The following is a 12,480-nucleotide window of genomic DNA, read 5'->3' on the forward strand; positions in this document are numbered from 1 at the left end:
GATGGAACGTTCCGGCGGGAGTGACCGGGAGGGGGCACTCATCCGGCCCGGACGCCACCGACTGGCGCATCCTCGATGTCCTGCAACGTGAAGGGCGCGCGACGTTCGCGGAGTTGGCGCGGGCGGTGGCGATGTCCCCGAGCGCCGTGACCGAGCGGGTGCGCAGACTGGAGCAGGCAGGGGTGATCAGCGGTTACGCCGCGGTGGTCGACCCCGACCGGCTCGGACTGCCGATTCTCGTTCTCGTACGGCTGCGCTGTCCGAACGGCAATTACAAGCCGTTCCACGATCTGCTCGACACGACTCCCGAGATCGTGGAGGCCCACCATGTCACCGGCGACGACTGTTTCGTGCTGAAGGTCACCGCACGCTCGATGAGTCACCTGGAGGAGGTCTCGGGGAAGATCGGCGCCCTCGGCTCCGTGACCACGAGCGTCGTCTGCTCCTCGCCGCTCCCCCGGCGTGCCATCAGCCGCTGACCTCGCCCGTGGTGCGGTGCCGTACCGCCGATCCGTGCCGCTCCTTCACCACTTCGAGCTGTGCGGGGATACGGCGGCGCAGGTCGGCGACATGGCTGACGATGCCGACGCTGCGGTCCCGCTCGCGCAGCGAGTCCAGTACGTCGAGCACCTCGTCGAGGGTCTGGTCGTCCAAACTGCCGAAGCCCTCGTCGATGAAGAGGGTGTCCAGGCGTACGCCGCCCGCCTCGTCGGTGACGACATCGGCGAGGCCGAGCGCGAGGGCGAGCGAGGCGAAGAATGTCTCGCCGCCCGAGAGCGTCGCCGTATCGCGCTCGCGGCCGGTCCACGCGTCGACGACATGCAGGCCGAGGCCCGACCTGCGGCCTCCGGTGCGGGCATCGGAGTGGACCAGCGTGTAGCGGCCGGACGACATGCGCTGCAGCCGTGCGGTGGCGGCTGCGGCGACCTGTTCGAGCCGGGCTGCGAGCACGTACGACTCCAGCCGCATCTTGCGTTCGTTGTCGGCGGAGGTACCGGCCGTGAGCCCGGCCAGCCGTGCCACCCGGTCGTACTCCTCGCGCAGCGGACCGAGCCTGCGCACCTCGTCCGCGGCGCTGCGCGACAGCCGGTCGAGCTCGGCACAGCGCTCGCGTGCGGCGGCCAGTGCCGCGGAGGCGTCCCGCAGCTGCCGCTCGGCCATGTCGTGTGCGGTCCGCGCGACATCGACCTCGGCTCGCGGGCCGTCGGCTGCTGCTCGGGTCACGGTCTCGGCGAGACGGTCGGCAACGGCGGCCGCCTCGGACTGCCAGGCGTCGATGAGACGCTGGAGTTCGCGCTGTTCGGCATCGGTGAGGAGGGTCGCGGCCGCGGCCTGCGGGGTGTCGAACCCGGCCCGGAACGCGGCGTCCGCGAGCCGGCCGTCGGCCTCCTTGCGGCGCTGTGCGGCCGTCTCCTCCTCCCGTACCGTCTCGGCGGCCTCGGCGAGCAGACCGACCCGGCGCTCCAGCAGCTCGGCGTGCTCGGCGACGCTGCCGGACTCACCGCGGGCCGTCGCCAACTCGGTCTCCAGTGCGATCTGTTCACGGTCCAGGCCTTCCCGCAGGGAAGTGCGGGCCGCGGCCCGGCGCTCGGCCAGCTGCCGGCTCTCGAGGCGCTCGGCCTGTTCCCGCTCGGCGGCTGCGAGGGCCTCGCGCGCCGCGTGCATACCGGCAGCGGACCGATGCGCCTGCGCATGCATGCGCGTCAACCGGTCGACGAGTGCGCCGAGTTCGGTGACGGTGGGGTCGGCGAGGGACTCGGTGGCGACACCCGGAAGGGGTTGCTCGGAGTCGGCCGCATCGATGGCAACCACCTCAGCCCCGGACACCGGCTGCCGCGCAGCCGAATCAGCGGCGACAACCCCGGCCAACCGCCCGGACACAGCCGGCTCGGCGGCATCGGCGCCGTCCCTCGGCTGCGGCACGGCCGCCTGTGCGGCAACCCGGGCCGCCATGTGCTTCTCGTGTACGACCCCGAGCTCCCGGTCCACCTCCGTGCGCGCCTCCTCGGCCCGCCGGTACGCGTCGAGAGCCCTCTCCTCGGTGGCCCGGTCGACATGCCCGTCGGCCGCGCGGGCGGGCTTGGGGTGGTCGGCCGAGCCGCACACCTTGCAGTCCTCGCCGTCCACCAGCTCCGCAGCCAGCTCTGCGGCGATGTCGCGCAGTCGTCGTTCGCGAAGCTCCAGCCACGACTCATGGGCACCCGAGGCCTGCTCACGGGCTGCGGCCAGCCGCTCGGCGGCGGCCGACGCCTGGATGGCCAGCGCGTCGCGGCGGCGGGCCGCTTCCAACCGTGCACGGGCCGGCTCCAGCCGCCCGGCGAGCTGTTCGGCTCGAGTGGCGGCTTCCTGGGCCTCCTCGATGCGTGCCCGCAGGTCGTGGCGTGTCGATTCCCAACCGGCCAGCCAGCCTCTCGCCTCGTGGATCAGCTCGTCGTCGGCCCGGGCCTGGCGCTCCAGTCCGGCCCGCTCGGCGTCGATCTCCGCGCTGCGCCGCTCGGCGCGCTTCGCGGCGTCGAGCCCGCCGAGCTTCTGCCGCAGGCTTCGCTCCAGTTCCGCCAGTTGTTCGGCACCGGCGTCGCCCAGAGTGTCGGGCAGCAGTGCACGGGCGCGGTCACGGGCATCGCGGGCCGTGCGGTAAGCACGCTCGGCATCGTCGCGCAGCTCCAGTGCGGGGGCGACGAGGTCTGCCTTGCGGGCCCGCGCCAGCCGTTCGTGGTGTCGGTCGTGGTCGGGGCGGCCGACTTCGACTGCGGTGGCGCGTCGCTGCGTCTCCTCGTAACGCTGCTGGAGTCCGGCGAGTTCGCGCTCGCTGTCGAGGGCCAGGCGTGCGGCCGACTGCCGGCCTTCGGCCATGGCCAGTACGGACTCGGCGATGTCGAGCCGTTCCCGGGCGCTGCTGCGGGCCGTCGCGGCCCACTCCAGCACACCCTCGGCGAGCCCCGGTTCGCCGGGCTGGATGTCGGGCAGCGGCGATTCGCTAAAGGCCGGTCCGGCGGCCTGGGCGATCCGCTGGGCGACCGCGAGGATGCGTTCGTCCCCGGCCCTGACCTGTGCTTCGGCGGTACGGCGCAGCTCGGCCAGGCGCTCCTCGACCGCGGCGAACCGGCGGGTGTCGAAGAGCCTGCCGAGCAGTTTGCCGCGCGCCTCGGCATCGGCGCGCAGGAAGCGTGCGAAGTCACCCTGCGGCAGGAGCACCACCTGGCAGAACTGGTCCCGGCTCATCCCGATGAGCTGGGTGATCTCCTCGCCGATCTCCTGGTGCGAGCGGCTCAGCGGCTGCCAGCCGTCGTCGGGGTCGTACTCCCGCAGCCGGCTCTGGGCCTTCTCCGTCGTGAAGCCGTTGCCCTTCTTCTTGGGGCGGGGCTGTGCGGGGCTCCGGGTGACTTCGAGGCGCCGGCCTCCGACGGTCAGTTCCAGCTTGACCTCGGTGGGGAGGTCTGCCGGGGCGTGGTCGCTGCGCAGCGAGGTGCCGGGGCTCTGGCGGGCGCCGGGCACCGCGCCGTAGAGGCCGTAGCAGACGGCGTCGAGGACCGAGGTCTTTCCGGCACCGGTCGGCCCGTGCAGCAGAAAGAGCCCGGCCGAGGAGAGTGCGTCGAAGTCGATGTCCTGCGTGGCGCCGAACGGCCCGAAGGCGGTGAGGCTGAGCCTGTGGAGTCTCAACGGTTCACCTCGCGCACGCTGTCGTCCACCCGCACATGGTCGAAGGCGCCGCGCAGCACCGTTCTCTCCCGCTCGTCCGCTGCGGAACCGCCCCGCACATGTGCCACGAAGTCCTCCGCGATCTGCTGGTCGTCGCGCCCCTTGAGGCGCTGTGCGTACGAGGCGAGCGGGTCGTCGGGGGCCCGGTCGGGTTCGAATACGAGACTGAGTGTGTGCGGGAACCGCTCGACGAGGCGAGCCATGGGCTCGACCGGGCGCACCGGGTCGGTGAGCGTGGCCTCCACCCAGGATTCCCGGTACTGCTCCAGCGCGGGGTCGTCGATGAGGGTGTCGAGGCGGCCGCGGAGTCTGGCGAGCGGGCGGGGCACCGGGCAGTCGATGCGCTCGGCGCCGATCGTTCCCGAGGCGTCGAGGTCGATCAGCCACATCGTCTTGCGGTGGGCGGCCTCGGAGAAGGAGTACGCGAGCGGCGAGCCCGAGTAGCGGACCCGATCGGTGACGGTCTGGCAGCCGTGCAGATGCCCGAGCGCCACGTAGTCGACGCCGTCGAAGACTCCGGCGGGTACGGCAGCCACCCCGCCGACGGTGATGTCGCGCTCGCTGTCGCTGGGCTCGCCGCCCGCGACGAAGGCGTGGGCGAGCACCACGGACCGGGTGGTGTCCGGGCGGCTCGCAAGGTCGGCGCGTACCCGGTCCATGGCTGCTGTCAGCACCGCCTCGTGCCCGGCGCGCTCCGCCTTGAAGACGTCCTTCACCAGGGCCGGTTCCAGGTAGGGCAGCCCGTAGAACGCCACGTCGCCGTGTGCATCGGGCAGGACGACGGGGGTGGCGCAGTGGGCGGGGTCGGTACGCAGATGGATTCCGGCCCGCCCGATCAGGCCCGCGCCGACGCCCAGCCTGCGTGCGGAGTCGTGGTTCCCGGAGATCATCACGGTGGGCACCCCGGCGGCGGCGAGCCGGTGCAGTGCGTCGTCGAAGAGTTCGACCGCGGACAGCGGCGGGACTGCCCTGTCGTACACATCACCCGCGACGAGGACCGCGTCCACCTCGTTCTCGCGCACCGTCGCCACCAGGTGGTCCAGGTACGCGGCCTGGGCTTCGAGCAGGGAGACCCGGTGGAACGACCGCCCCAGGTGCCAGTCCGATGTGTGCAGAATTCTCAAGAGCCGGCTCCGACCTGCATTGTTCTCTTTCTCCGCCCCCGGGGCCCATGTCTGCCTCGCACCGCGATCACACCGGGCCGTCGCGCGCCCTCGTCGTCTGCACCGACCACGCCGACACCGGCGAGCCCCGGTTTCCTCACCGACCACAGTCTCCCACCACCGCCGACCGTCGCCGGGACTTCAGCCGAGAAGATCGATCCGGGTTCCTACCGAGAGCCGTTCCGCCTGCCGGTACGCGTCCCAGGCGACGGCCAGGTCCTGCCAGGGGAGCCCGACGGGTGCGTAGACGGAGCGGGTCGTGCCGCAGGTGCGGCCGGGATGCGCGCCGCCGAGCAGTTCGCCGAGGGTGGCGTCCGCGGCGGTGGCCGGCAGTCCCGCTGCGGCGAGGGCGCCCATCGCCGCGGCCTGCTCACGGTCGTCGACGACGAGGAGGGCAGCGGCGAGCAGGTCGGCGGAGAGTTCCTGCTTGCCGGGTTCATCGGCGCCGAGCGTGGTGAAGTGCTGTCCGGGGCGGCTGTCGGCAAGGTTCAGCACGGGTGCGCGCGACCAGGTGGAGAGCAGGACGACATCCGTGGCCGCAGCGATTTCGGTCGCGGAGCCGAGGACCCGGCCGTGGTGCCGGGCGGCGAATTCCGCTGCGCGTCCCGGATCGGTGTCGTGCACCACGAGATCGCAAAAGCTCCGCAGGCTCCGGAGTCCGCGGACCATGATCTCGGCCTGTGCGCCCGCGCCGACGACGCCCAGCACCGCTTCGCCCGCAGGGTCAGGAGCGGCGATGACATGAGTACCGAGGGCAGCGGCCAGTCCGGTCCGCCATGCCGTGACGGTGGCGGAGTCGAGAAGGGCGAGGAGTTCGCCGTCCCGGCCGCTGTGCAGACAGATCACACCACGCAGCGCCGGCCGGGCACCCGGGAACTTGGCATTGACCTTGACGGTGTACGCATCAATGCCTGGCAGCAGCCCGGGTATCAGAACCGTCGCCGTGCCCGGGAAGGGAAGATCCGTGCGCACGCGCTGCCCGGTGACCGTCGAGGAATCGGCTTGGCGAAACCCCTCGCGCAGGGCCTTCAGTGAGGCTTCCGGATCGAGGACGGCCAAGAGATCACTGCTGGTCAGGAGTCGGGTCATGCGCCCATTGTCCGTGGGGCGGATCAGGCCCCGGCAGCACCCGGGGCCCCGGAGACAACTGTGGGGACATGGAGACCCGGTCAGGCGTCCCCGTACGCCTCGCCGCCCAGTTCCAGCTCGGCCTCACCCGCTGTCGCGTCCGCCAGCCAGCCTCGGAACCCCTCGACATCGGCGTCCGGCAGCCCGATCTCGATGACGACAGCCTCCGCGTAGCGGACCTCGCGGACACTCCGCCCGGTGGCTCGCAGGTCGTTCTCCAGCTTGCCCGCGCGCTCATGGCCGACGGTGATCGTGGCAAGGCGGAACCGCTGCCGGATGATGGTGCCGAGTTCGTCGAGGGCCTCCCCGACCACTCCCCCGTATGCCCGGATCAGTCCGCCCGCACCGAGCTTCACACCGCCGTAGTAGCGGGTGACGACGGCCACGACGTACCGCATCTCACGGCGTGTCAGCATCTGCAGCATGGGTACGCCCGCGGTGCCACCGGGTTCTCCGTCGTCGCTCGCCTTCTGTACGGAGGCATCGGCGCCGATCACGTAGGCGAAGCAGTTGTGGGTGGCGGTCGGGTGTTCCCTGCGGATGCGTGCGACGAAGTCCTGCGCCTCCTGCTCGGTGGCGGCGGGGGCGAGCGCGCAGATGAAGCGCGACCTGTTGATCTCGGTCTCGTGCACGCCCGCTCGGGCGACTGTCCGGTACTGCTCCTGCATCCGGCCACCCTATGCCCCGGCCGGGAATGGTCCGGGGCCACTGTCCGTTGTGCCGATCATGTACGCAGACGCAGAGACGATCCGCAGGATTCTCCGGGACACGGGCGAGACCTGGGCGGTGGTGGGCCTGTCCAACAACCGGTCGCGCGCGGCCTACGGCGTCGCCGAGGTGCTCCAGCGCTTCGGCAAGCGGGTGGTCCCGGTGCACCCGAAGGCGGAGCGGGTCCATGGCGAGGACGGCTACTCCTCGCTGGCCGACATACCGTTCCCGGTCGACGTGGTGGACGTCTTCGTCAACAGTGAACTTGCCGGCGGCGTGGCCGACGATGCGGTGGCGGCGGGCGCGAAGGCGGTCTGGTTCCAGCTCGGCGTGGTGGACGCCGAGGCGTACGACCGCACGCGGGCGGCCGGTCTCGACATGGTCATGGACCGCTGCCCGGCCATCGAGATTCCCGCGCTGAGCCGGTAGCCGCCGCACCCCCGTCTCTCGTCCGAATGTGCGTGGTGTCACACTCGGCGCCCGGCTGGGAGAATGACCCGTTGTGAGTACTACGACTGAGCCGACCGTCCGCCACAGCCGAACCGCGCTGGCCGGGCAACTGTCCGAGCTGGGCGTGGAGCGGAACGGCGTCCTCCTGGTGCATGCGTCGATGCGTGCCGTGGGGTCGGTGAGCGGCGGGGTCCGGGCGGTGGTCGCTGCGTTACGGGACGCCCTCGGCGAGCACGGCACCCTCGTCGTCCCGGCCTTCACCCCGGAGAACTCCGACACCTCCCCGCACTACCTCGATCGGGTGCGCGGTCTCACCGACCGAGCCCGGGACGCCGTTCGGGCGAGCATGCCGCCCTTCGACCCGGCGACGTCGGCCGCACCGTCGATGGGCCGCCTCGCGGAGGCCGTGCGGCTCACCGCGGGGGCGGCGCGCAGCGTCCACCCGCAGACATCCTTCGCCGCGCTCGGCCTCTCGGCCCGGAAACTGGTGGCGCACCACCGCCCCGACTGCCACCTCGGCGAGGACTCCCCATTGGCCCGGCTCTACGACCTGCGGGCCCAAGTGCTCCTGCTGGGCACCGGGTTCGGCACCTGCACCGCATTCCATCTCGGCGAGTACCGGATGCCTGCCGCGCCCCGCCGCACCTATCGCTGCGTGGTGACGTCCGGGGGCCGGCGCCAGTGGTGGGAGTACGAGGACGTCGCGCTGGACGACAGCGACTTCGCGGCCCTGGGAGCGGACTTCGCCCGCACAAACAACGGTGCGACTGTCCGCATCGGCCCGGTGGGGTCAGCAACGAGTCGGCTCTTCCGCTTCACCGACGCCGTCGACTTCGCGGCCCGCTGGCTGTCCTCGCATCGGGACGGAGCGCCTGTTCAGGCCCTCTGCCGAGCGCACGGCTGAGAACCTCAGACCCTGACGCCCAGACCCTCGACGACCACCGCGCCCGGCAGCGCCGCCAGCGCCTTGCCCGGGACGATCAGCTTGCCTCGCCGGCTGCCGCTGCCGATCAGTACCCATTCCTCGTCGACGACGGCGGGATCGATCAGCAGTGGCCAAGCGGCCGGGAGTCCGATCGGCGTGATTCCGCCGTACTCCATGCCGGTCTCACCGACCGCCGTGTCCATCGGGGCGAAGGACGCCTTGCGAGCGCCCAGGTGCTTGCGGACCGCGCCGTTCACGTCGACACGGGAGTGGGAGAGGACGAGGCAGGCCGCCAGTGTCACTTCACCGCCGCGCTTGCCCGCCACCACGACACAGTTGGCCGACCGGTCGAGCAGCTCCGCGCCGTGGTGCTCGACGAAGACCGCCGTGTCGGCGATGGCCGGATCCGTGTCGACATGGATGATCTGCGCGGCGGGAACACCGCTCCAGCCTTCGCTCACGGCTGCGGCGACGGGCTCGGTGAGCAGGTCGAGACGGTCGACCGCTGGGCAGGCATTCTCGAAGGATCCGATGGGTGCGCGCATGCACGCAACGCTAACAGCGTTCCGAGGGCGGCCGGTTGGCCGTCTCACCGTACGGGCGGGATGGAGACCGCCATGGTGACCTCGGTCGGCTCGGAGCCGTCGTTGCGGTACGCGTGCGGGTGATGCGCCTCGAACGTGGCGGACCCGCCGGCGGGTACGGAGTACGAAGCTCCGTCGACGACCAGGGTGAGCTCTCCCGCGGTGACGTGGAGCAGTTCGACCGTGCCCTCGGGGTGCGGGTCGGAGTGGCTGCTGTCGCCCGGCATCAGGCGCCACGCCCAGAGTTCGAGCGGCCCTCTGGCCTCCGTGCCGACGAGCAGCGTGGTGGAACTGCCCGCCTCCGTGGACCACATGCGCACCGCCTGGCTCTCGGGCACCAGCCGAACCGGTGAGCTCTGCTCGTAGTCGAGCAGCGTGGTGATGCTGACACCCAGTGCGTCGGCGAGCTTGACCGTGGTGCCGACGCTCGGGTTGGTGCGGGCCTGCTCGATCTGGATGATCATGCCGCGGCTGACCCCGGCACGGGCGGCGAGTGCGTCCAGAGTGAAGCCGCGTTCCCCCCGCCAGCGCTTGAGATTGCGCGCGAGCGACTGGGTGAGCTGATCGAGGTCAGACACATTCCGTCCAATATTTTGGCTGACAGGGTCGAAAATACTGCACTACGGTGTGGTGCACCCAACCGTTCATCGCACTGTACTGCGAGGCATGCAATGACAGCACTGTTCGCCCTGGCCACGAGCCTGCTCTGGGGGCTGGCCGACTTCGGCGGCGGGCTGCTCACGCGACGCACGCCCGCGCTGACCGTGGTCGTCGTCTCGCAGACCGCCGCGGCGGTGGTGCTCGGCGTCATCGTGATCGCGACCGGCGGCTGGAGCGAGGCGGGCCCGCAGCTCTGGTTCGCCGTCGCGGCGGGCGCCGTCGGGCCGGTTGCGATGCTGAGCTTCTACAAGGCCCTGGCGCTCGGCCCGATGGGCGTCGTCTCCCCGCTCGGATCGCTGGGTGTCGCCGTGCCGGTGAGCGTCGGGATCGTCGTCGGGGAGCGGCCGGGGCTGCTCCAGTTCGCGGGAGTCGGCGTCGCCGTGGTGGGCATCGTGCTGGCCGGTGGTCCGCAGTTGCGCGGGGCTCCGGTGCAGCGCCGGGCGGTGCTGCTGACCCTGGTGGCCGCGTTCGGCTTCGGGTCGGTGATGTCCCTGATCGCGGAGGCGTCCACGACGGTGACCGGGCTGTTCCTGGCGCTCTTCGTCCAGCGCCTCACCAATATCGCGGTGGGCGGCAGCGCGCTGTACGTATCGGTGCGCCGCGGGGCACGCGCATTGCCGGAGGAGGGCGGGGCCGCCGTGGTACTGGCCGCACTGCCCGCGCTGGTATTCGTCGGGCTCGCGGATGTCGCTGCCAACGGCACGTACTCGATAGCCGCACAGCACGGCCCGGTCACCGTGGCCGCCGTACTCGCCTCCCTCTATCCGGTGGTCACGGCCCTGGCCGCGCGCGGAGTGCTCAAGGAACGGCTGCGCGGGGTGCAGGCGGCCGGGGCCGGTCTCGCCCTGGTGGGCACGGTGTTGCTGGCGACCGGCTGAGGATCCGGCGCCCCACCGCCCCTCAGTCGCCGGACGGGCCCGGTGTCTCGCCCGGTTCCGCAAGGGCCAGCAGCTGCTCGGGCGTGACGCCGGACGGGATCGGCACCGGAGCAGGGGTGCGCAGCGGCGGCTGCCAGCCCTTCTCCGGATCCCAACTGCGTACGACACGGGCGGGAGCACCGGCCACCACCGCATGGTCGGGCACCTCACCCCGCACCACCGCGCCCGCGGCGACCACCACGTTGCGCCCGAGCGTGGCCCCGGGCAGGATCACCGCTCCGGTGCCGATCCAGCAGCCCGGACCGATGGCGACCGGCTCCATTCGGGGCCACTGTCTGCCGACCGGCTCGTGCGGATCGTCGTAACTGTGGTTCGTGGACGTGATGTAGACATATGGCCCGCAGTACGTGTCCGAGCCGATGGTCACCGTGGTGTCGGCGACGACATGGCTGCCGCGGCCGAGCACCACTCCGTCCCCCAGGGTCAGGATCGGCTCGGATCCGAGGTCCAGGTCGGGCATGAGCCCGGCCGTCAGCGTGACCTGTTCACCGATCACACAGTGGGAACCGAGCTCGATCCATGACTCTCCGAAGACCGTGCCCTGCGGGAAGGCCAGCCGGGTGCCTGCGCCGATCCGGCCGAATCGCAGCCGGCCGGGGTGTTCCGCGGTGACCGCGCCCGACTCCTGCACCCAGCGCCAGCCGCGGTGGACGGCCCGGGACAGGGCGCGCCTCCGCCAGGCGGCAAGGGAAGAGAACGTGTTCCTGTTCTTGGGCACTCGCACACGGTAGTCGGCGGCGCCCGGCGTCATCCCCGCGGCGGCCTGTGATGTTCACCCCACTCGGCGGCGCTCCACCGCCCGTCGCATACCGTTCCTCTGACGCGATCGAACAGCGGCGACCGCGCTGCTGCGATCGGACGACCGCGACCGCACGGCACCGGGGCACGGAGGAACGGACGATGGCAGAACAGGCGTTGATCACGGGAATGGGCGGCAAGGAGCCGGACATCGATGCGGAGGCCTTCACCGCACCGACATCGGTCGTGATCGGTGAGATCACGATGGCCGCGGGCTCCAGCGTCTGGTACCACGCAGTACTGCGTGCCGACTGCGGTCCCATCGTCATCGGCGCCGACAGCAATATCCAGGACAACTGCAGCGTCCACGTCGACCCCGGATTCCCCGTCACGGTCGGCGAGCGCGTCTCGGTCGGGCACAACGCCGTACTCCACGGCTGCACCATCGAGGACGACGTGCTGGTCGGCATGGGGTCCACCGTGCTCAACGGAGCCCGCATCGGCGCCGGTTCACTGATCGCGGCACAGGCGCTGGTCCCGCAGGGGATGCAGGTTCCGCCGGGGTCGCTCGTCGCGGGCGTCCCCGCCAAGGTCAAGCGGCAGCTGACCGAGGAGGAGCTCGAAGGCATCAAGTTCAACGCGGTGGGTTACGTGGAGCTGGCCAAGGCCCACCGACAGGTGCACGAAAACTGAACGGACCGGAGCCGAGGGGCGCGGCGGGCGGTGGACCGGGCCGGCACCGCCGCCCTGCCGGTCGGTCGCTGCCCGGTCAGTCCGCGGCCGGTACGGTCCCCGCTTCGGGCGCGCAGACGGCCGGCATCCGCGCCGTCGCCTTCTTGGCCCGGTTCTTCAGCACCAGCATCGAGGTCACACCGATCAGCACCGCGACCACCAGGCCGAGGTAGGAGAACCGCTTGAGCCAGGCCTCGGCGACGACTCCCACCGAGTAGACGACGGCTGTGGTGCCACCGGCCCAGACGATGCCGCCGAACAGGTTGGCCATCAGGAACTTCCAGTACGGCATGTGCAGTACGCCGGCCAGCGGTCCCGCGAAGATCCGCAGCAGTGCGACGAAGCGGCCGAAGAACACCGCCCACACGCCCCACTTCTGGAACGACCGTTCCGCCATGCCGATCTGACTCTCCCCGAAGTGTTTGGGGAACTTCCCACCCAGCCAGGCGAGGAGCGGCCGTCCGCCCTTGCGGCCGATGGCGTATCCGGCCGAGTCACCGATGACCGCGCCGGCCGAGGCGCAGGCACCGAGGATCCAGGGGTTGATTCCGTCGTGCCCGGCTGCCAGCAGCGCCGCGCTGACCAGGACGATCTCGCCAGGCAGCGGAATTCCGAGGCTCTCCAGCCCGATGACAACGCCCACCAGGACGTAAACGCTGACCGCGGGGACGGTCTCCAGCCACTCCTGGATGTGCAACGCCGGTTCCTCCCGTACTGATGTCCCGTTGCCCGCCGGCCAACTCCTCGGCGCACGG

The 12,480-nt window shown here is 71.3% G+C and carries 13 protein-coding genes; 5 read left to right on the forward strand and 8 right to left on the reverse strand.

The window, feature by feature from the left end; genetic code table 11:
• Positions 1–20: 20 nt before the first annotated feature.
• Entirely contained in the window at positions 21–479 is a 459-nt protein-coding gene (locus IEZ15_RS31290) for an Lrp/AsnC family transcriptional regulator (RefSeq protein ID WP_189280376.1), read from the forward strand.
• Here IEZ15_RS31290 and IEZ15_RS31295 read toward each other — a convergent pair.
• From IEZ15_RS31295 to IEZ15_RS31310, 4 genes are all read right to left on the reverse strand, one after another.
• On the reverse strand, positions 469–3,660 hold the full coding sequence (locus tag IEZ15_RS31295) for an AAA family ATPase (RefSeq protein ID WP_189280377.1): 3,192 nt from the start codon (positions 3,658–3,660) through the stop codon (positions 469–471). The genes IEZ15_RS31290 and IEZ15_RS31295 overlap by 11 nt on opposite strands.
• A complete protein-coding gene (locus tag IEZ15_RS31300) occupies positions 3,657–4,823 on the reverse strand; it encodes an exonuclease SbcCD subunit D (protein ID WP_114243341.1) in 1,167 nt (388 codons plus the stop codon). Before IEZ15_RS31300 ends, IEZ15_RS31295 begins: the two co-directional genes overlap by 4 nt.
• A gap of 180 nt (positions 4,824–5,003) precedes the next feature.
• Entirely contained in the window at positions 5,004–5,951 is a 948-nt protein-coding gene (locus IEZ15_RS31305; protein ID WP_189280378.1) for an ornithine cyclodeaminase family protein, read from the reverse strand.
• Between the two features lie 80 nt (positions 5,952–6,031).
• Positions 6,032–6,658, reverse strand: coding sequence for a YigZ family protein (locus IEZ15_RS31310; protein ID WP_114243342.1), 627 nt, complete (start codon positions 6,656–6,658; stop codon positions 6,032–6,034).
• 58 nt (positions 6,659–6,716) lie between these two features.
• Between IEZ15_RS31310 and IEZ15_RS31315 the strand changes: the two genes are divergently transcribed.
• Together IEZ15_RS31315 and IEZ15_RS31320 are read left to right on the forward strand one after the other, a co-directional pair.
• Positions 6,717–7,127, forward strand: coding sequence for a CoA-binding protein (locus IEZ15_RS31315; protein WP_189280379.1), 411 nt, complete (start codon positions 6,717–6,719; stop codon positions 7,125–7,127).
• A 73-nt stretch (positions 7,128–7,200) separates the two neighbouring features.
• Complete coding sequence (locus IEZ15_RS31320) at positions 7,201–8,052, forward strand: AAC(3) family N-acetyltransferase (RefSeq protein WP_229846212.1); 852 nt, start codon at positions 7,201–7,203, stop codon at positions 8,050–8,052.
• Between the two features lie 5 nt (positions 8,053–8,057).
• Here IEZ15_RS31320 and IEZ15_RS31325 read toward each other — a convergent pair whose 3' ends face one another.
• Entirely contained in the window at positions 8,058–8,618 is a 561-nt protein-coding gene (locus IEZ15_RS31325; RefSeq protein ID WP_189280380.1) for a YbaK/EbsC family protein, read from the reverse strand.
• Positions 8,619–8,662: 44 nt separating this feature from the next.
• Positions 8,663–9,235: a helix-turn-helix domain-containing protein gene (locus tag IEZ15_RS31330; RefSeq protein WP_189280381.1), complete on the reverse strand. Its 573-nt coding sequence runs from the start codon at positions 9,233–9,235 to the stop codon at positions 8,663–8,665.
• Between the two features lie 93 nt (positions 9,236–9,328).
• Between IEZ15_RS31330 and IEZ15_RS31335 the strand changes: the two genes are divergently transcribed.
• A complete protein-coding gene (locus IEZ15_RS31335) occupies positions 9,329–10,195 on the forward strand; it encodes a DMT family transporter (protein WP_114243345.1) in 867 nt (288 codons plus the stop codon).
• 22 nt (positions 10,196–10,217) lie between these two features.
• Here the strand turns inward: IEZ15_RS31335 and IEZ15_RS31340 are convergent, their stop codons facing one another.
• Positions 10,218–10,973, reverse strand: coding sequence for an acyltransferase (locus IEZ15_RS31340; RefSeq protein ID WP_114248872.1), 756 nt, complete (start codon positions 10,971–10,973; stop codon positions 10,218–10,220).
• Between the two features lie 182 nt (positions 10,974–11,155).
• Between IEZ15_RS31340 and IEZ15_RS31345 the strand changes: the two genes are divergently transcribed.
• The gene (locus tag IEZ15_RS31345) at positions 11,156–11,686 is read left to right on the forward strand and encodes a gamma carbonic anhydrase family protein (RefSeq protein WP_114243346.1); all 531 of its coding nucleotides are present in this window, start codon (positions 11,156–11,158) and stop codon (positions 11,684–11,686) included.
• Between the two features lie 76 nt (positions 11,687–11,762).
• On the opposite strand, the gene IEZ15_RS31350 is transcribed toward IEZ15_RS31345, so the two are convergent.
• Positions 11,763–12,422, reverse strand: a complete 660-nt coding sequence (locus IEZ15_RS31350) for a DedA family protein (RefSeq protein ID WP_189280382.1) — start codon at positions 12,420–12,422, stop codon at positions 11,763–11,765.
• Positions 12,423–12,480: the final 58 nt, after the last annotated feature.

This window comes from Streptomyces atratus, assembly GCF_014648655.1.
GTDB lineage: Bacteria > Actinomycetota > Actinomycetes > Streptomycetales > Streptomycetaceae > Streptomyces > Streptomyces atratus.